General features: G+C 63.7%; 17 protein-coding genes. 5 read left to right on the forward strand and 12 right to left on the reverse strand.

Annotated elements, in window-relative coordinates:
• Positions 1 to 7 precede the first annotated feature (7 nt).
• The 12 genes from ACODS1_RS13095 to ACODS1_RS13150 form a co-directional block, all read right to left on the reverse strand.
• The gene (locus tag ACODS1_RS13095) at positions 8 to 325 is read right to left on the reverse strand and encodes a hypothetical protein (protein WP_489085991.1); all 318 of its coding nucleotides are present in this window, start codon (positions 323 to 325) and stop codon (positions 8 to 10) included.
• Complete coding sequence (gene fliS, locus ACODS1_RS13100; protein WP_322979604.1) at positions 309 to 707, reverse strand: flagellar export chaperone FliS; 399 nt, start codon at positions 705 to 707, stop codon at positions 309 to 311. The genes ACODS1_RS13095 and fliS overlap by 17 nt, the downstream gene beginning before the upstream one ends.
• On the reverse strand, positions 707 to 2,002 hold the full coding sequence (gene fliD / locus ACODS1_RS13105; RefSeq protein ID WP_489085992.1) for a flagellar filament capping protein FliD: 1,296 nt from the start codon (positions 2,000 to 2,002) through the stop codon (positions 707 to 709). Before fliD ends, fliS begins: the two co-directional genes overlap by 1 nt.
• Positions 2,003 to 2,240: 238 nt before the next feature.
• On the reverse strand, positions 2,241 to 3,137 hold the full coding sequence (locus ACODS1_RS13110; protein WP_489085993.1) for a peptidoglycan DD-metalloendopeptidase family protein: 897 nt from the start codon (positions 3,135 to 3,137) through the stop codon (positions 2,241 to 2,243).
• Positions 3,138 to 3,389: 252 nt separating this feature from the next.
• Complete coding sequence (locus tag ACODS1_RS13115) at positions 3,390 to 4,304, reverse strand: response regulator (protein WP_489085994.1); 915 nt, start codon at positions 4,302 to 4,304, stop codon at positions 3,390 to 3,392.
• 134 nt (positions 4,305 to 4,438) lie between these two features.
• The gene (gene phoU / locus ACODS1_RS13120) at positions 4,439 to 5,164 is read right to left on the reverse strand and encodes a phosphate signaling complex protein PhoU (protein ID WP_322979608.1); all 726 of its coding nucleotides are present in this window, start codon (positions 5,162 to 5,164) and stop codon (positions 4,439 to 4,441) included.
• A gap of 115 nt (positions 5,165 to 5,279) precedes the next feature.
• Positions 5,280 to 6,113, reverse strand: a complete 834-nt coding sequence (gene pstB / locus ACODS1_RS13125) for a phosphate ABC transporter ATP-binding protein PstB (RefSeq protein ID WP_322979609.1) — start codon at positions 6,111 to 6,113, stop codon at positions 5,280 to 5,282.
• 89 nt (positions 6,114 to 6,202) lie between these two features.
• Positions 6,203 to 7,885 carry a phosphate ABC transporter permease PstA gene (pstA, locus tag ACODS1_RS13130; RefSeq protein WP_322979610.1) on the reverse strand — a complete coding sequence of 561 codons (1,683 nt, stop codon included), beginning with the start codon at positions 7,883 to 7,885 and terminating at the stop codon, positions 6,203 to 6,205.
• 16 nt (positions 7,886 to 7,901) lie between these two features.
• Positions 7,902 to 10,181: an ABC transporter permease subunit gene (locus ACODS1_RS13135; RefSeq protein ID WP_489085995.1), complete on the reverse strand. Its 2,280-nt coding sequence runs from the start codon at positions 10,179 to 10,181 to the stop codon at positions 7,902 to 7,904.
• Between the two features lie 176 nt (positions 10,182 to 10,357).
• Positions 10,358 to 11,326 (reverse strand): PstS family phosphate ABC transporter substrate-binding protein, encoded by a 969-nt coding sequence (locus tag ACODS1_RS13140; RefSeq protein WP_322979612.1) that lies wholly within the window; start codon positions 11,324 to 11,326, stop codon positions 10,358 to 10,360.
• A gap of 1,093 nt (positions 11,327 to 12,419) precedes the next feature.
• Entirely contained in the window at positions 12,420 to 13,514 is a 1,095-nt protein-coding gene (locus ACODS1_RS13145) for a polyamine ABC transporter substrate-binding protein (protein ID WP_489085996.1), read from the reverse strand.
• Positions 13,515 to 13,578: 64 nt separating this feature from the next.
• The gene (locus ACODS1_RS13150; RefSeq protein WP_428642595.1) at positions 13,579 to 14,607 is read right to left on the reverse strand and encodes a histone deacetylase family protein; all 1,029 of its coding nucleotides are present in this window, start codon (positions 14,605 to 14,607) and stop codon (positions 13,579 to 13,581) included.
• A gap of 212 nt (positions 14,608 to 14,819) precedes the next feature.
• Between ACODS1_RS13150 and ACODS1_RS13155 the strand changes: the two genes are divergently transcribed.
• The 5 genes from ACODS1_RS13155 to ACODS1_RS13175 are packed head-to-tail and all read left to right on the forward strand — an operon-like array spanning position 14,820 to position 19,353.
• A complete protein-coding gene (locus ACODS1_RS13155; RefSeq protein ID WP_489085997.1) occupies positions 14,820 to 15,089 on the forward strand; it encodes a PepSY domain-containing protein in 270 nt (89 codons plus the stop codon).
• Between the two features lie 54 nt (positions 15,090 to 15,143).
• Entirely contained in the window at positions 15,144 to 15,446 is a 303-nt protein-coding gene (locus ACODS1_RS13160; RefSeq protein ID WP_268180254.1) for a PepSY domain-containing protein, read from the forward strand.
• 10 nt (positions 15,447 to 15,456) lie between these two features.
• The gene (locus ACODS1_RS13165; RefSeq protein WP_268180256.1) at positions 15,457 to 16,737 is read left to right on the forward strand and encodes a sialidase family protein; all 1,281 of its coding nucleotides are present in this window, start codon (positions 15,457 to 15,459) and stop codon (positions 16,735 to 16,737) included.
• The gene (locus tag ACODS1_RS13170) at positions 16,730 to 17,320 is read left to right on the forward strand and encodes a hypothetical protein (protein WP_268180258.1); all 591 of its coding nucleotides are present in this window, start codon (positions 16,730 to 16,732) and stop codon (positions 17,318 to 17,320) included. Before ACODS1_RS13165 ends, ACODS1_RS13170 begins: the two co-directional genes overlap by 8 nt.
• Complete coding sequence (locus tag ACODS1_RS13175) at positions 17,317 to 19,353, forward strand: LTA synthase family protein (protein ID WP_489085998.1); 2,037 nt, start codon at positions 17,317 to 17,319, stop codon at positions 19,351 to 19,353. Before ACODS1_RS13170 ends, ACODS1_RS13175 begins: the two co-directional genes overlap by 4 nt.
• Positions 19,354 to 19,480: the final 127 nt, after the last annotated feature.

A 19,480-nucleotide genomic window follows, 5' to 3' on the forward strand; every position in this document is an offset into this window, starting at 1 on the left:
ACACCTGTTAACTCCCACCCTGGAACAGATCGACGTGCATGTAGGCACTGCGCCCTTCGGCGTATTCAAGATGCGTCAGGAGTATCCGCCGCACCCGTTCGCATTCTTCGGCACAGGCGCTGAGCGCCTGGCTGTGCAACTGCTGCAGCCTGTGCTTGGCCGCACGCACCTCGGCGGAAAGCGACGGCAGGCCGGTCAGCAACTGCAGGCAGGCACGGATCACCGAATCGATCTCGGCGATACGTGTCCAGTCGCCCTGGCGCAGTGCTTCGTCCAACTGCTGATGCAACTGCTCCAGGGCGCGCAATTCACTTGCGCGCTGCATTCACGCCTTCCCAGCCCTCGCGCAGCACGCCGACCAGGCCGACGACTTCGTCGAGACCTTCCAGCGAGAGGGTCACGCTGACGTCCGAGAGGCGATAGATGCAGTAGTCATAGAGACGTGCCAGCCCCTGCACCACCTCGCCACCGTTCTCGTAGTCGAGCGCGCCGTTGAGACCACCGAGGATGTTCAGGCACTTCTCCAGCGACTGCCCCTTCTGCTGGTAGCGCTTGGCTTCGATATGGCCACGGGCGCGCGCCAGTTCGTCGAGCAGGCCGTCGAACAGCACCAGCACCAGTTCGTAGGGCGAGGCGGCGGCAGCGCGCGCTTCGAGGTCGACGGTGCGGTAGTTGTCGTAGCTTTCGTTGAAGGTATAGGCGCTCATCAGAACATTCCGGATGTCTGTTCCATCGCCGCCATGGTCTGCATCAGGCTGGTGTACTGGCGGAGATAGCGGTTGTAGTAGGAGTCGTATTGCTTCTGGATGGTGTCGAGCTGCTCATCGACACGGCGCAACTGGTTGTTGAGGTTGTCCTTGCGGTCGGTGAGCAGGCCACCGGCGCTGCTGGTATAGGCCGCCAGGTTCTTGTCCAGGGTTTCGAGCAGGTTGCCCTTGCCGCTGAACAGCTTGTCGAAGCCTTCGGGGTTGGCCGCGATGGCCTTCTCGAAGCGAGCGGCATCGAGGGTGAGCTTGCCGTTGCGATCGGCGGCGATGCCGAACTCGATCAGGCTGACGCCACCGAACGAGGTCCTAATCATCTGGTTGAGCATGCCTTCGATGGCACGCACGCTGGCATCACCGGCCAGAACCGCACGGGTACCGTTTTCGCCACCGCTGGCGGTCAGCGAGTCGAAGCTGCTCATCAGGGTGTTGAAGGCGGTGATGAAGGACTGCGCCTTTTCCTTGGTGGCCTTCTGATCCTGGGCAATGTCGACGCTGATCGGGGCGTCGCCACTCTGCTGAGCCTTGCTGAAAGTCAGACTGACGCCGTCGATGACGTTGTCGAAGGTGTTGCTGCTGCTGCGCAACTCGATGCCAGCCTCGCCGCCCAGACGCACGATGGCGTCCTTGGCCACGGACAGTTCGCGCTTGTTGGCCACGGCGTTCTGTACGGCGGCATTGCCGCTGGCGGACAGACTGATGGCCTGATCGGCACCGGTCTTCTCGCTGGTCAGCACCAGATTGACCTGGCCGTTGCTGCGCACCAGCGTCGCCTTGACCCCGGTGTTGTCAGCCGCGCCGTTGATGGCAGCGGCTACCTGGTCGAGCGTGGTGGTGGCGCTGAGGTCGATGGTGAACGAGTCGCTGCCCTGACCGAGGGTCAGGCTACCGCTGCCCAGATCCGAGTCCTGCAGGCCTTCGAGCGCCAGCTGGCTCTTGCTGGCAAGCTGCTCGACGAAGAAGTCGTAGCTGCCGCTGACCGCCTTGCTGCTGACCGTCGCGGTGGCATAACCCTCCTGGCTGAACTTGGCGCTGTTGATCAGCATGCTGCCGCCAGCGCTCTTCAGGCCATTGGCGCTGGACTTGAACGCCTTCAGCGCCGTGTCCAGCGTGGTCAAGGCGTTGAGCTGGGCCTTATAGGCGGCCTGGTTGCGATTGGCCTTGGCCAGTTGGCCCTGTACTTCATATTGGGCCAGCTGGGTCGCCATGCTCTGTACGTAGTCTGTATCGATAGCCATAGTCGGACACCCGTTTTCCTGTGAGATAGCAATAGCGGTGCCAACAGCTGAAGCCCTTGATTCATAAGGGTTTGGCCTTGGCAATCGGTGAAAAATCATTTCCGCCCGCACGGCAGCGGAAGACGAGCGGAAAGACACCTTCCGCCCGTGCGGCGCGCACGACGGAGGTGCCCTTTACACAGGCGACATTCGGATCGAGGGGCTTAAGCGGGTGAGGCGCGATTGAACGGCGGCGGAGCTATTCGCCGCCGACGGCGAAATTGGGCAGGCTGTCCACCGGCTGGCGGAAGTTGAACGGGATGGACTCGACGGCCAGGCCGACATTGCGCTGCACCACGAAGTGCAGGTGCGGGCCGGTGCTGTTGCCGGTGTTGCCGGAGCGTGCGAGCAGGGTGCCGGTCTCCACGCGCTGGCCTTCCTTGACGCTGACCGAGCCGCGCATCAGGTGCAGGTAGACACCCATGGTGCCGTCGTCATGCAGGATGCGCACGAAGTTGCCGGCCGGGTTGTTGCCACGCCCGCTCTGCTGGCCCTCGGTCTTGACCACCACACCGCCGCGCGCGGCGACGATCGGCGTGCCCTCGGGCATGGCGATGTCGACCGCGTAGCGGCCCTTGGGCGTGAAGTGGCTGTAGGTGCCGTTGGCACCCTGGGTCAGGCGGAAGGGCCCGCCACGCCAGGGCAGCGGATAACGATGAATGCTCGGCTGCAGGCGCGGGTCACCCAGGGCATAGCGCAGCTTGGGCTTGTAGCGCAGGGGCCTGGATGGGTCTTCGGCGGTCAGCGTGGCGAGGCGGATGTGGCTGCGCGGCGGCAGCACCCAGCGAATCGGCTTGTCCGGTGCGCCGACGGCGTTCTGCACCTGCTCCAGCTTCAGCTCGACTTCCACGGGGGCGAACAGGTCGTTGCGCACCAGTATGGTCTCACCGGCCTCGTGCTTCTTGGTTTCCAGCTTCACCTGGGTGTCGAGACGCTCGACCATGCGGTCGTTGAACACGAATACCTGCGCGCCGGGCGCGGCCTGGTCGCTATAGGTGACCACGCCGTTCTTGTCGACGTACTTGTAGATGGTCAGGGCAGCCACCTGGCCGCTCAGGGCCAGCAGACTGCAGAGAAGAATCAGACGCCCTAGCATGGCTACTCGGATCGAATGGCTTTTTGATATCCGGGTTGGAAAGACTAGCAGCGCTGAAGGGCTGGCGCGAGCTACCGACCGTCAGGCTGTGAACCGGCTCACCGCCATGGCCCAGCCTGATGCGAGAGGCCCCGGATTGCATCCGGGCTACAGGCCGGCTCATGGCGTGGCCTCGGCCGGGAGGAGGCAGCAGAACGCACATCGAGCTCGCTCCCACAGGAAGTCCGTGCGCTTGTGGCTTTCCAGTCCGGGCTACGCGCCGGGGACGAAATGCTTCTGCGCCGTGCCGCGCGCGATCAGACGCGACAGGTAATCGAGCTTCTGCGGGTCACGGTCGACGAAGCGGAAGGTCAGTTGCAGCCACTCGCTGTCGGGCTTGGGCTCATGGGCCACCACCGCATGCAGGTAACCATTGAGGCGCGCCGTTTCCGCCGCCTCGCCCTGCTCCAGATCGAGCACGGCGCTTTCCAGTACCTGCGGCAGCAACTCGACGCGCTTGACCAGCAGCAGTGCCTCCTTGAGGCTCAGCGCCTTGATCACGCAGGGCATGCTGCCGCCGGGCAGGCGCAGTTGCCCCTGACCACGGCCACTCGGTGCCGCGGACGCCTTGCCCGCAGGCGCTGCCGGCTTGGCGAACACGGCGGCGGCATCCGCGCTGGCGGCAGGCTTGGCAGTCGGTTTGACCACCTCGGCCTTGCCACCGGTCAAGGCGGCCAGGGAATCATTGGCCAGCGCGCCGCTGCCGAGCATCTTGGGCGCGGCACCGGAAACCAGCGCCTGCAGCTTGCCAGCGCGGCTCATGGCCTTCTTCACCTTGGTGACCAGTTGCTCGTTGGAGAAGGGCTTGCCGATGAAGTCGGAGACCCCGGCCTGAATGGCCTGTACGACGTTTTCCTTGTCGCCACGGCTGGTCACCATGATGAACGGAACGCCCTTGAGGCTTTCCTGCTCACGGCACCAGGTCAGCAGTTCGAGACCAGACATCTCCGGCATTTCCCAATCACACAGGATCAGGTCGACCGCCTGGCGCGTCAGCATCTGCTGGGCCTTGCGACCGTTGATTGCCTCTTCGATCTGTACGCCGGGAAAGTTGTCGCGCAACCCCTTCTTGACCAGATCTCGAATGAAGGTCGCGTCGTCCACTACCAGCACACTGACTTTGCTCATCGGCTACTCCTGTATCAATGACGCTAAGCATAGTCATGGCCAGTCGCCAAAGGCCAACGGAAAACGTCGGACAACATGCAAATCGCGTAAACGAAACGGCCCGCATAGGCGGGCCGTTTGTTCAGCGCCAGGCATCAGGCCCCTGGCTTGCCCTCGACCTCTTCACGCATGCGGGTCAGGCCCAGGTGACGAACGTCGGTGCCGCGCACCAGGTAGATCACCAGTTCGGCGATGTTGCGCGCATGATCGCCAATCCGCTCCAGCGAGCGCAGCACCCAGATCACGTTGATCACACGGGAGATCGAGCGCGGGTCTTCCATCATGTAGGTGACCAGCTCGCGCAGGGCAGTCTTGTACTCGCGGTCGACGGTCTTGTCGTGCTGAGCCACGGCCAGGGCCAGTTCGGCATCGAAGCGGGCGAAGGCGTCCAGCGCGTCACGTACCATCTTGCGCACCTGGTCGCCGATGTGACGAATCTCCACGTAGCCTTTCGGCGCCTCGCCTTCCTCGCTGAGCTGGATGGCGCGCTTGGCGATCTTGGTGGACTCGTCGCCGATGCGTTCGAGGTCGATCACCGACTTGGAGATGCTGATGATCAGACGCAGGTCGGAGGCTGCCGGCTGGCGACGGGCGAGGATGCGGATGCACTCCTCGTCGATGTTGCGCTCCATCTGGTTGATCTGATCATCGATCTCGCGCACCTGCTGGGCCAGACCGGAGTCGGCATCGATCAGGGCAGTAACGGCGTCGTTGACCTGTTTTTCCACCAGGCCACCCATGGCCAGCAGGTGGCTGCGAACTTCCTCCAGCTCGGCGTTGAATTGCTGGGAGATGTGCTGGGTCAGGTTGTCTTTGTTCATGAAATTCGCTCCGCGAAAGCTTCAAGCGGCAAGCTCCAAGCTGCAAGCCGATCGGTGAAGTGTCTGGTTGCCGCGAGCTGGCTGGCAGCTTGCGGCGTGTCGCTTGCCGCTGCCCTCAACCGTAACGACCGGTGATGTAGTCTTCGGTCTGCTTCTTGGCCGGGTTGGTGAACAGCGTATCGGTGTCGCCGAACTCGATGAGTTTGCCCATGTACATGAACGCGGTGTAGTCGGAGACCCGCGCCGCCTGCTGCATGTTGTGAGTGACGATGACGATGGTGTACTTGGATTTCAATTCGTAGATCAGCTCTTCGACCTTCAGCGTGGAGATCGGGTCGAGCGCCGAGCAGGGTTCGTCGAGCAGCAGCACTTCCGGCTGCACCGCCACGGTACGGGCGATCACCAGACGCTGCTGCTGACCACCGGACAGGCCGAGTGCCGAGTCATGCAGGCGATCCTTCACTTCGTCCCACAGTGCCGCGCTCTTCAGGGCCCACTCGACGGTCTCGTCGAGCACGCGCTTCTGGTTCACGCCCTGGATGCGCAGGCCGTAGACCACGTTCTCGTAGATGCTCTTGGGGAAGGGGTTGGGCTTCTGGAACACCATGCCGACACGACGACGCAGTTCGGCGACGTCCACGCCCTTCTGGTAGATGTCCTGCCCGTCGAGGAGGATCTCGCCGTCGACGCGGCAGCCATCGACCAGGTCGTTCATGCGGTTGAAGGTACGCAGCAGGGTCGACTTGCCGCAGCCCGACGGGCCGATGAAGGCGGTGACGCGCTGCTTGGGAATGTTCATCGACACGTCGAACAGCGCCTGCTTGTCGCCGTAGAACAGGTTCAGGCCGGGCACTTCCAGGGCGACGGTCTCGTCGGCCAGTTTCAGGCCCTGCTTCTGGCGGCCAAGAGCGGCCATGTCGATACCGTGGGTGTGTACTTCGTGTTGCATAACAGTCTCCTTCGGAGGCCCTAGGCTTCAAGCGGCAGGCTGCAGGTCGGCTTGTGCCTGACGCCTGCAGCGTGCGGCCTGCAGCAGAATTAGTGATCCAGCGCCTTGTACTTCTCGCGCAGGTGGTTACGGATGAAGACGGCGCTCAGGTTGAGCAGGACGATCACCAGCACCAGCAGCAACGCGGTGGCGTACACCAGCGGGCGGGCGGCCTCGACGTTGGGGCTCTGGAAGCCGACGTCGTAGATGTGGAAGCCCAGGTGCATGATCTTCTGATCCAGGTGCAGATACGGGTAGTTGGCATCGACCGGCAGGCTCGGCGCCAGCTTGACCACGCCGACCAGCATCAGCGGCGCCACTTCGCCAGCGGCACGGGCCACGGCGAGGATCATGCCGGTCATCATCGCCGGGCTGGCCATCGGCAGCACCACTTTCCACAGCGTCTCGGCCTTGGTTGCCCCGAGCGCCAGCGAACCTTCGCGCAGGGCGCGGGGGATACGTGCCAGACCTTCCTCGGTGGCGACGATCACCACCGGCACGGCGAGGATCGCCAGGGTCAGCGAAGCCCACAGCAGGCCGGGCGTGCCGAAGGTCGGCGCCGGCGCGGCTTCGGGGAAGAACAGGCGGTCGATCGAGCCACCCAGCACATAGACGAAGAAGCCCAGGCCGAACACGCCGTAGACGATGGCCGGAACGCCCGCCAGGTTGTTCACGGCGATACGGATGATGCGCGTCAGGGTGCCCTGCTTGGCGTACTCACGCAGGTAGATGGCCGCCAGCACGCCGAACGGGGTGACGATCACGGCCATGATCAGGGTCATCATCACGGTGCCGAAGATGGCCGGGAAGATGCCGCCCTCGGTGTTGGCCTCACGCGGTTCGTCGCTGACGAACTCCCACAGTTTGGCGAAGTAGAAGCCGAGCTTGGCACCGGTGCCCATGGCATTGGGCTGGTAGGCCCGCACCACCTTGCTCAGGGCGATGTCCTGCTCACGACCATCGACGGTCTTGACCCGGATGCTGTCGCGCGCCAGTTGCTGGTTGAGGTCGACCAGTTGGCCTTCGAGCACCTTGTACTGCGCGTCGAGTTCGGCGCGACGGGCGTCCATGTCGGCCTGCGCGGCGGCGTCCAGCTTGCCGCCCAATTCCAGTCGGCGCGCCTGCAGGCGCAGCTGTTCGAGACCGTGGTTGATGCTGCCGATATCGCTCTTCTGCAACGCGGCCAGCTTGCTCTGCAGGCCATCGACACGGGCGATGCGCTGCTGCAGCTCGGCCCAGGCGGCATCGCCCTGGGCCACCACCTGGCCGCTCTCCTTGACCTCGAGCAGGTAGCCGTAGAAGTTGCCCCACTCACGGCGCTCGAGCACCAGCAGCGCCTGCGGCGTGCGCAGATCCTTCATCCACTCGGCGACGACCCAGCTGAAGTCGGCACCGTAGACTTCGCGGTTACCTACCTTGAACAACTCACGGGTAAGGAACTCGCCGCCGTTGACGTCCACCGGCAGGCCGGCATCGGCCAGACGGGCACGCGGCACCAGCTCTTCCTGCACCAGCTCGCCCGCCATCACGCGCGGCGCTTCGCCCGGCACCTGATACGTGGCTTCGATCACGTCGGCCGGCCAGAAGTGAGCGAGGCCGCGCACGGCGATCACGGCGAGCAGGCCGATGGTGACGATCACCGCGATCGACACGCCGCTGGCGGTCATCCACACCCAGGGCGAGCCACCCTTGAACCAGGTGGCGAAGTTTTGCTCTTTGCTTTTCAAGGACATCTGTCTTCCCCAGTTCTCAGAGCGACGCGTATTTCTTGCGCAGACGGTTACGGATCAGCTCCGCCAAGGTATTCATCACGAAGGTGAAGCTCAGCAGCACCAGCGCGGAGAGGAACAGCACGCGGTAGTGGGTGCTGCCCACCTCGGACTCGGGCATTTCCACCGCGACGTTGGCGGCCAGCGTGCGCAGACCCTCGAAGATGTTCATGTCCATGATCGGCGTGTTGCCGGTGGCCATCAGCACGATCATGGTCTCGCCGACGGCGCGGCCCAGGCCGATCATCAGCGCCGAGAAGATGCCCGGGCTGGCGGTGAGGATCACCACACGGGTCAGGGTCTGCCAGGGCGTGGCACCGAGGGCCAGGGAGCCGAAGGTCAGGCTCTTGGGTACGCTGAACACGGCGTCTTCGGCGATCGAGTAGATGTTCGGGATCACCGCGAAGCCCATGGCCAGGCCGACCACCAGAGCGTTGCGCTGGTCGAAGTTGATGCCCAGTTCGTGGTTGATCCAGTGGCGCATGTCGCCGCCGAAGAACCAGTTCTCCAGGTGGCCGCTCATGCCCAGCGAACCGGTACCGACCAGCAGGATCACCGGGATCAGCAGCGCGGCTTCCCAGCCATCCGGGATGATCAGGCGGATGCGCTCCGGCAGGCGGCTCCAGCCATAGGCGGCCAGCAGCACGCCGACCGGGGTCAGCAACAGCAGGCTGAAGATGCCCGGCAGGTGGCCTTCGACGTAGGGTGCCAGGAACAGGCCGGCGAAGAAGCCGAGGATCACCGTCGGCAGCGCTTCCATCAGTTCGATCACCGGCTTGACCTTGCGGCGCATGGCCGGGGCCATGAAGTAGGCGGTGTAGATCGCCGCGCAAATGGCCAGCGGGGCGGCCAGGAGCATGGCGTAGAAGGCGGCTTTCAGCGTGCCGAAGGTCAGCGGCGCCAGGCTCAGCTTGGGCTCGAAGTCGCCGTTGGCCGACGTGGACTGCCAGACCTGTTTGGGCTCGTCATAGCTCTCGTACCAGACCTTGCCCCACAGCGCGCTCCAGGAGATTTCCGGGTGCGGGTTGTCGATGTAGAAGCGCTGCAGCTTGCCGTCCGACTCCACCAGCAGGCGGTTGGCACGCGGCGACAAGGCGCCGATGCTGGCGCCGTCGGCGATCTTCTCGGTCAGCAGGGTGCGGTGTGCGGTGCTGTGGAAGATGCCCATGCGGCCATCGGCGTCCAGCGCAATGAAGCCCTTGCGGCGCTCCTCGGGGATGATCTGGGTGATCGCGGCGTTGCCCAGCTTGAAGTCACGGATGCGGGTCAGCACGGACTTGCCGTCGGCGTCGCGCACCATGAACCACTGGGCGATGCCGCCTCGAGTGTCACCGATCATCAGCGAGATACCGCCGAGCAACGGATTGACCGTGCTCACTTCGGCGTCGCCCTGCAGCAGCGTGTAGCGGCCATTGAGCGACTTGCTGCGCAGGTCGAAGACATCGACCGTGGCCTTGCCGTTGACCACGAACAGCCACTGCTGACGCGGGTCGATGACCATGGCCTTGATCGGTTCGGCGATCTGCGGCAGATCGATGCGCGTTTCCTCGAGCGTGACCTCATCGGTCATCATGTTCTCTTCGCGGCTGATGTTCAGCAGCTGCAGTTCGGCGCCGACCGAGCCACTGAGCATGAGGCTTTCGCCGTTCTCGCTCATGGCCACGTGCTCGATGGCACGCCCTTGGCTGTCGAGGCTGATCGGCGCCTCGCCGAAGGGGTACTGGATCTGCGGCTCGATGGTCTTGACGTTGTTCGGGTAGGTCACCTTGTAGGCAACCTGGAACACCAGCACCTGGCCGTTGGACAGGCCCAGTACGGCGCGATGGCTACCGGGTTGATCCTCGGCATGGGAGACGATGCTGACGCCTGCCGGCAACTGGATCTGCATGGCCTTGAGCGCCGCGCCATCCTTGAGCATGAAGAACTGCACCTGGCCGCTGCGCGACAGGCGCATGGCGACCTTGTTCTGCTCTTCGAGCGCCAGCATCAGCGGCTCGCCCTGCTCGGCCAGCCAGGCCGGCTGCTGAACCTTGCGCGCCTCCATGTCGGCACCGGCGAACATCGGCGCTACAACATAGGCGAGGTAGAAGAAGATCAGGGTGATGCAGGCCAGTACGGCCAGACCACCAATGGAAACATACCAGCGCGCGGCGCGATCCTTGAGCGCACGAATCCGGCGCTTGCGTTTCAGGACGGGGGTATCGAAGTCGATCCGGTGGCTATCGGAAGCGCTCATGCGGTTATTGGCCAGGTCATTCATGAGGAGGTCTCGGGCACGGCGGACATCGCCCGCACATTGTGAGGTGCTTCACTCTATCGGGCTTGTATGACAGAAAAATTACAGCGCAGTGACGCGACAACGCCCACGACTCACAGGAGTCGCGGGCGTGTCGTACAGGGCGCATGACATCGCTGCCAGCGCCCTGCCGGGCTGAATTACAGGCCCAGTTCTTTCTTGGTCTTCTCGACCACTTTCGACGGCAGCGGGATGTAGCCATCCTTGACCACGATTTCCTGGCCTTGCTTGGACAGCACCATCTTCACGAACTCGGCCTCCAGCGGATCCAGCGGCTTGTTCGGCGCCTTGTTGACGTAGACGTAGAGGAAGCGCGACAGCGGGTACTTGCCGGACAGGGCGTTGGCTTCGGTAGCCTCTTCGACCTCACCCTTCTTGTTCACCAGGGCAACGGCGCGAACGCTGGCAGTGCGGTAACCGATGCCCGAATAACCAATGGCGTTGACGGTGCTGGAGATCGACTGCACCACGGAAGCCGAACCCGGCTGCTCGTTGACGTTGGAGCGGAAGTCACCTTTGCACAGGGCTTCTTCCTTGAAGTAACCGTAGGTGCCGGATACCGAGTTACGACCGAACAGCTGGATCGGCTTGGCCGCCCAGTCACCGGTCAGGCCAGCGTCGCCCCAGGTTTTGATTTCCTTGGCTTCACCGCACAGACGGGTGCTGGAGAAGATGGCATCGACCTGTTGCATGGTCAGCTGCTTGATCGGGTTGTCCTTGTGCACGAACACGGCAAGGGCGTCGATGGCGACCGGGATGGCGGTCGGCTTGTAGCCGTACTTCTCTTCGAAGGCCTGCAGCTCGTTGTCCTTCATCTTGCGGCTCATCGGGCCGAGGTTGGAGGTGCCTTCGGTCAGAGCGGGTGGCGCGGTGGAGGAACCAGCGGCCTGGATCTGGATGTTCACGTTGGGGTAGAGCTTCTTGTAGTCCTCTGCCCACAGGGTCATCAGGTTGGCCAGGGTGTCGGAACCGACGCTGGACAGGTTACCCGATACACCGGAAGTCTTTTCATAGGTCGGCAGAGCCGGGTCGATGGCAGCCATTGCGGTTACGGCGCCTACGCCGGTAGCGGCGAACGTCAGGGCCGCCATCAAACGCTTCAGTTTCATGCCTTGCTCCTAGCAGGATTAGTGTTGGATGGAACGGGCCCAAGTATCAGCAGGCCTTGTGAACACTCTATGAAACCAATGTGACAGTTAGATGAACGTCGCTGGGTTTGTGGATGAGGTGGGTGGTGGATGGCGGATTGATGCAGGTTTGCAGGGGACTTGGTCTTGAATGAAAAGCGCACCTTTGAGTGCGTTTTCAACTGGAGGCGGCTTGTTTGATACCGGACTGGCAATTCGGGATTGGTTGTTCAGGGCTCAGTTCCGAATTGCCGCGTTTTTGTTGATGTCTTTGGTTTCGCCCTCCCAGGCGAGTGACTTTTGCGGGCAAAAGTAACCAAAACCCTCCGCCCGATCATCCGGCCCTGGCTTCGCCAGGGTTCGCTCACTCCATCATCGTTCCAGAGGCCCGCCACGAAGGGCCATCCCTGGCCCATCGTGGCTCTCGCGACATCCATGTCGCTCAACCTCTTCCACGACGATTCCGTTCGCCCTCCTGGGCGGGCTCTGCACGCGCCTGAGCCTGCGGTAACTCAGGTGTAGCTGGGAGTGCTCTGGCAAGAGCAACGGTGATCGACCTGGTCGCGTAGGGCGTACTCGCGAAGCAGTACGCCGCTGGTGGGAGTATTGGGCATGAGCCATAGTGGCGGACGCTGCATGATCCGGCGGACTGTTCGCTTCGCTACGAGCGGCCGGCGTTCCGATCCGCCCTACGGACGCCGGGACTCTTCAGAATGGTCGAGCAGGATCAAGAACTGCCGACGTAGCTGCGGAGTTAAACCAATAGTTTCAGGCGCGCGAAATTCCCCCTTCAGGAGGCCGAACGCAGGCATTGCGCAGGGGGCGAGCGGCATGGATGCCGCGAGAGGCGTAATGGGCCAGGGATGGCCCATGTACGCCGACCCCGGAGCGGTGCCGGAGTGAGGGAAGTCGAGCGAAGCGAGACCCGGATGGCGGGGTGCGCTTTCTTTTGCTTACTTTTCTTTGCGCACTTCAAAGAAAAGTGAGTCGCCCGAGGGGGCGAAACAAGGAGTTTCTGAAGGCACTTGAGCGGCGTCAGAAACTCCCCAAAGCACACAAATGCATCACCCGCAGATCACTTACCCGACTTGATCGAAGTCCACGCCCGCGTCCTTACCCGCTCGATCTTCTGCGGCAGTGGCTGCACCACATACAGCGACTTCTGCAGCTCCGGCGTCGGTGTCAGGTCATGATCGTCGGCAATGTCCTTGCCCACCAGTTGCATGCCCGGCACGTTGGGGTTGGGGTAGCCGAGGAAATCGCTGATCGGCGCAATCACCTTGGGCTCGAGCAGATGGTTGATGAAGGCATGCGCTTCGTCGACGTTCTGCGCGCTCTTGGGGATGGCCCAGGTATCGAACCAGATCGGCGCGCCTTCTTTCGGCAGACGCCAGTTGATCGTCACGCCGTTGCCGGCTTCCTTGGCGCGGTTGGCGAACTGGTAGAAGCTGCCCGAATAGCCAATGGCCACGCAGATGTCGCCGTTGGCGATATCGGTCATGTACTTGGCGGAGTGGAAGTAGGCCACGTACGGACGCACTTTCAGCAGCAGCTCGGTGACCTTGTCATAGTCGGCCGGGTTGGTGCTGTTGGGGTCGAGGCCCAGGTAGTGCAGGGCGATGGGAATGATCTCGGTGGGCGAGTCGAGCATGGCCACGCCGCAGGATTTCAGCTTTTCCATGTACTCGGGCTTGAACACCAGATCCCAGCTGTTGACCGGCGCATCGTCACCGAGCGCGGCCTTGACCTTGTCCGGGTTGTAGCCGATCAGCACGGTGCCGTACATGTAGGGCACGCCGTACTGGTTGCCCGGGTCGTTCTTCTCCAGCAGCTTGAGCAGCGCCGGGTCGAGGTTCTTCCAGTTGGGGATCTTCGACTTGTCCAGCTTGGCGAAGACGCCGGCCTTGATCTGGGTTTCGAGGAACTGGTTGGAGGGAATGACCAGGTCATAGCCGGAGTTGCCGGTGAGCAGCTTGGCCTCAAGCGCCTCGTTGGTCTCGAAGGTGTCCCAGGTGATCTGGATACCGGACTCTTTCTGGAAGTCCTTGGGCACGGACGGCAGGATGTAGTCCGCCCAGTTGTACACGCGCAGCTCCTTGGCCTGTACCGCTCCGCTGAGCAGGGTGGCGCCGCACAGGGCAGCGCCGAGCATCTGTTTGATGGCTTTCATCGTTCTAGCACCCCTGAAATATTGCTCTTGTTTGGCAGATTTCTGATTGCTGAAGAGGCGCCTATCAGGCGCCCTCGAACCCTTCCAGTACATTGACCGCGTTGACGCCGATGGCCTCCACCGCGTAGCCGCCTTCCATGATGAACAGCGTCGGCAGGCCCAGTGCAGCGATGCGTCGGCCCATGGCCAGGTAGTCCGGGCTGTCGAGTTTGAATTGCGAAATCGGGTCTTCCATGTAGGTGTCCACGCCCAGCGATACCACCACGACTTCCGCGCCGTACTCGGCGATGCGCTGGCAGGCCTGCTCCAACGCCGCGCTCCAGGTTTCCCAGGAGCTGCCCATCGGCAACGGGTAATTGAAGTTGTAGCCCTCGCCGGCGCCCTCGCCCAGTTCGTCGGCATAACCGAGGAAGAACGGGAATTCCTCGGCCGGGTCGCCGTGGATGGAAGCGAACAGCACGTCGCTGCGCTGGTAGAAGATGTCCTGGGTACCGTTGCCGTGGTGGTAGTCGACATCGAGGATGGCGACTTTCTTACGGCCCTGGTCGAGGAAGGCCTGAGCGGCGATGGCAGCGTTGTTCAGGTAGCAGTAACCACCCATCACGTCGCCTGCGGCATGGTGGCCTGGCGGACGGCACAGGGCGAAGGCGCTGTGGGCACCGTTGGCGATCTCCTGCTGGGCGCTGAGCGCCACCTGCGCCGCGCTGTAGGCGGCCTGCCAGGTACCGGCGGTGATCGGCGCGCCGCCATCGAAGCTGTAGTAGCCGAGCTGACCATGCAGGTCATTGGGGATCATCCGCCGCAGCGTGCGCGCCGGCCAGGTGAAGGGCAGCAGGTCGCCCTTGCCACCCTGCTCCTGCCAGCGCGCCCAGGCACTCTTGAAGAACTCGAGATAGGCCTTGCTGTGAATGCGCTCGATGGGCGCCAGGCCGAAGTCCTTGGGTGCGCGAACCTCGCCGAGCTGGCGGTTCTTCACGCGTGCGAGGATGTGGTCGGCGCGTTGCGGTTTCTCGAAGCAGGGCATCAGTTGCCCGTCGATCAGCTCGCATTTGCCGTGATGCAGGTGGTGGTCGTCGCTGTAGTAGGTGAGCATGCAAAGCGCTCCAGGCTCGTTGTTGTGCCTGCATTGTTCGCTCGCCTCGCCTTGTGGGAGAACGCTGGCAACGGCCAAAAGGGGATCGAAATGGCCAAATTGCCCTGCCACCCGGATGCTCGCCGGCAAGATGTAACGGGGTGTGAGCCTTAAGTTTTCGTTAAGCCACCGCGTCGAAGGTGACGGCTCCGAACCTTATCTGGAGCCTCACCATGCGCCGTCTACTGCTCGTTTCCGCCCTGCTCGCCTGCACCGCGCCGGCCTTCGCCAAAACCGAATGCACCAGCGCCGACCGCTCCACCTGGCAAGACCCCGAGCAGTTCCAGGCCAAGCTCGTGGCCGATGGCTACAAGATCAACAAGTTCAAGGTTACCGAAGGCAACTGCTACGAGATCTACGGTTTCGACAAGGAAGGCCGCAAGGTTGAGATCTACCACGACCCGGTCAGCGGCAAGGCGGTGAAGACCGAGATCGAAGACTGATCTCAATCCTGGTGCCAGCCCTGAGGGCTGGCGCTTCCCTGAAGAGAACCTGCCATGCCTCTTTTAGCCCGAGCCACTCTGGGCAGCCTGCTCCTGCTGGGTGCCACGCCGCTACTGGCAGATGCCGACTGCGCCCGCCCCGACCGCAGCGCCTGGATGCCCGAGTCGCAATTTCGCGAGCAGATGAAACGCCAGGGCGTGCAGATCACCAAGTTCCGCATTACCCCCGGCCACTGCTACGAGATCTATGGCTTCGACCGTGACGGCCGCAAGCTGGAGATCTACTACGACCCGGTCGACGCCCGCCCAGTAGAAGAAGTCGCCAGGTCATCCCTGGAATCGCCAAGACATCCCTGAGCCACCGACCATGATCTCGACCTTCAAGACCTGCACCCCGCTACTGGGTGCAGCCACGGTGTTCGTCTGCGCCTGGCTCAGCGCCGCGCCCCATGTGCTGGCACCCTTCGCCAGCCAGCCGGCGCAGCCGACGACCGACACAGCTCCGGCTCTGGCCGCGCACTTCGCCTCCTCCGATCTGGAAGATTTCGTCCACTCCGCCTCGATCACCGGTCTGCCCGGCGGCGACCTGATGGCGGCCTGGTTCGCCGGCACACGTGAAGGCGCCGCGGACGTGCAAATCCGCGCCGCGCGCTTCGATGCCACCAGCGGTCAGTGGAGCGCCGAGCGCGTGCTGGCCACCCGTGAAGCCACCCAACGCGCGGTCGGCAAGCACATTCGCAAGCTGGGCAATCCGGTGATCAGTCTGGCACCGGACAACCGCCTGTGGCTGTTCTACGTCTCGGTGTCGCTCGGCGGCTGGGCTGGCAGTGCGGTCAACGCCATGGTCTCCGATGACCTCGGTGAAACCTGGTCGGCGCCCCGCCAACTGGTCGCCAGCCCCTTTCTCAACATCAGCACCCTGGTGCGCGCCGCGCCGGTGTTCCATGCCGACGGCAGCATCGGCCTGCCGGTGTACCACGAGTTCCTCGGCAAGTTTCCCGAGTATCTGCACCTGAGCGCGAAGGGTGAGGTGCTGGGCAAGTACCGCATCGGCAAGGGTCGCTACTCCTTGCAACCCACCGTGGTGCCGCTGGACGAGCGCCGCGCCGTGGCCTTGCTGCGCTATGCCGGCGAAGCGCATCACCGTGTGCTGGCCAGCTACAGCGAGGACGCCGGGCGTAGCTGGAGCCGGCCGCAGCCGGTCGAGCCGAGCAACCCCAACTCGTCCCTGGCGGCGGTCGGTCGCCCCGACGGCAGCCTGCTGGTGGCGATGAACGATCTGGAGGACGGGCGTTTCCGCCTGACCCTCTACGCCACCGACGCCAAGCTGGGCAACTGGCGCACCCTGGGCGAACTGGACGAGACGCCCAACCCCTGGGGCGAGCCGATCCCGCGCGACGAATTTCCCGCCGTGGTCGGCGAGAAATTCCGTGCCAGCGGCGGCAGGCCCGAGCAGCAGGCGCGCTTTCTCGAACGGGTGACGGCGCGCATGTGCAGTGCCGATGGCTGCACCTTCGACTACGAGTACCCCTACTTCACCCGCGACCGCGAGGGTACCTACCACCTGGTCTACTCGTGGAACGACATGTTCATCAAGCACCTGGCCTTCAACGAGGCCTGGCTGTCGGAGCGCCGCCCGCATGACTGACTTCTGGCTGCCGCACCTGGCCTTCGCCCTGCTGGTTTTCCTGATCTTCACGCGTCTGACGCGCAATACGACACAACGCAGCATCCTGCTGGCGGGTTGCCTGTTGCTCAGCCTGGTGTCAGTGCAGGGCATCAGTCTGGCGCTGCATCTGCGCACCTATATCGGTGACCTGTCGGTGGCCAGCCTGGTGCTGCTCGGCTGGGCGACCCTGTGCCGCTTCGGCGTGCCTCCTGCCGGCGCCCGTGATCGCCTGGCCAGCCTGGCACTGTTCGCCGGCCTGGCCGTGCTGCTCTACCCGGCGGCGCTGGGCCTGAGTTATGCCGACCCCTACCAGCTCGGCTTCGAGCCGCGGCCGATGCTGCTGGTGCTGGGCCTGCTGTGCGCGGTGCTGATCGTCCAGCGCAGTTGGCTCGGCGCCGTGGCACTGGTACTGGCGACCCTGGCCTTCGCCCTGCGCCTGGGGGCCTCGGCAAACTATTGGGACTACCTGATCGACCCCTACCTGGCCCTCTACAGCCTCGGCGCGCTGCTGATCGCAGGCGGACGCTGGCTGTTGGGCCGTCCGACAAGGAACCTCGCATGAGCTGGCTGAAATCCCGCCGCCTGCATTACCTGGCAGGCCTGACGGCGCTGCTGTTCCTCCTCTTTGCCGCCCTGCGCGGGCTGTTTGTACTGGGCTTTTCTGCCGTCGACAGCGTCAGCGACCCGGACGTGCTACCCACCCTCGGCATCGGCCTGCGCTTCGATCTGCGCCTGGCCCTGCTGTTGATGCTGCCGGCAGGGCTTCTGCTGGCCTTGCCCAGGCTGCGCCTGGCGCGTTTTCGCGCCGTGCGCTGGCTGCTGCGTGGTTACCTGGTGTTGGCCGTGGCGGCGCTGTGCCTGTTGTACATCATCGATTTCGGCCACTACGCCTATCTGGGCGTGCGCCTCAACGCCACGGTGCTGCGCTTTGCCGGCGATGCGCAGATCTCCGCCGGCATGCTCTGGCAGACCTACCCCGTGCTGTGGATAACCCTGGCCTGGCTGGCCGGTGTGGCGCTGTGGGCCTGGGCGTTGCTGCGTCTGGAACGCGTCACTCTGGATCGCCCGCAAACGCAGCGAGTCGGCGTATTGCCGGCAATCGGTGGTGCGGCAGTGGTGGGCGTGCTGGTGTTCTTCGGTCTGCTCGGCCGCGCCAGCGCGCTGAACCTGGAAAACCCGGTGCCGCTGCGCTGGAGCGACGCCTTCTACAGCGGCAACAGCCAGATCGGCGCGCTCGGCCTCAACCCGGCGCTGTTTCTCTTCGACACCCTCAAGCTCGAACCCGCCGCCTTCGACGAGGCCGCCACGCGCGAGCACTACGACGTGGTTGCCGATTACCTGGGCGTCAGCGAACGCGATGCGCAGGGGCTGAACTTCTTCCGTCACCAGCCGGTGCAGGCACACCGCATCCAGGCCGAGCGCCCGCCCAACGTGATTTTCGTCATGCTCGAATCCCTCGGCACCAGCGCCGTGGGCGCCTACGGCAACCCGCTGAACCCGACGCCGAATCTGGATCGCTTGGCCCAGCAAAGCTGGTTCTTCCGTCACTTCTACGTGCCGGTCACCGGCACCGCCAAGACGGTGTGGGCGAGCATCACCGGCATCCCCGACGTATCGCGCCAGGAGACCGCCACGCGCAATCCGCTGATCGCCCGCCAGCGCACGCTGATCAATGCGCTCGACGGCTATGAGAAGTTCTACATGATCGGCGGCAACGCCGGCTGGGCCAACATCAACGCGCTGATCCGCCAGAGCATCGACGGCGTGCAGCTCTACGAGGAGCGCCACTGGCAGTCGCCGCAGGTGGATGTGTGGGGTATCTCCGACCTAGATTTCTTCAAGGAAAGCACGCGCATCCTCGGCGCCCTGCCCAAGGACAAGCCGTTCTTCGCCTACCTGCAGACCTCTGGCAACCACCGCCCTTTCACCATCCCCAAGGACAACGACGGTTTCGAGCCACTCGACCTGCCGCTGGAACAGGTGCAGCAGGCCGGCTCGCGCAGCGTCGAGCAGTACAACGCGGTGCGCCTGCTGGACTTCAACATCGGCCGTCTGATGGAGCTGGCCAAGGAGCAGGGTTTTTACGACGACAGCATTTTCGTCTTCTTCGGCGACCACAACACCCGCATCAGCCAGATCCCGCACATGGCGCCGGCCTTCGAGCAACTGGGGCTGGAGAGCAACAACGTGCCGCTGCTGATCCACGCGCCGAAATGGCTGGCGCCGCGCGAATTCGACGAAGCCGTGGGCCTGGCCGATCTGCTGCCGACGGTGGCCGGCCTGGTCGGCGTGCCCTTCGACAACGGCGGTCTCGGCCGCGACCTGCAGCGCCCCGCGCCGGAAGGCGAACGTGTGGTACCGCTGGTGCTGCAGGAAGGCACCTTCCCGGTGATCGGCGCGGTGACCCGTGATTTCCTCGTGCAGATGCAGCACGACGGCAGCTCGCCGACCCTGCACGACCTGCGCTCGCCCACGCCGCGCGACAACGTCGCCGAGCAGCATCCCAAGGAATTCCAGCGCTTGCTGGCGCTGAGTCGTGGCCTGCACGAGGCGGCGCGGTTGCAGATGTATCGTAACGTGCAAACAGAGGAGTGAGCACACCTGTGGGAGGCGCTTCAGCGGCGAGCTTTATCGCGGCTAAAGCCGCTCCTACGGGGCGTGTGAGCTCGTAGATACTGTTATTTGACGCAAGCGACATGGAGTTCGGGGTCGAACTTTCGCC

It is taken from the genome of Pseudomonas sp. FG29, assembly GCF_057809355.1.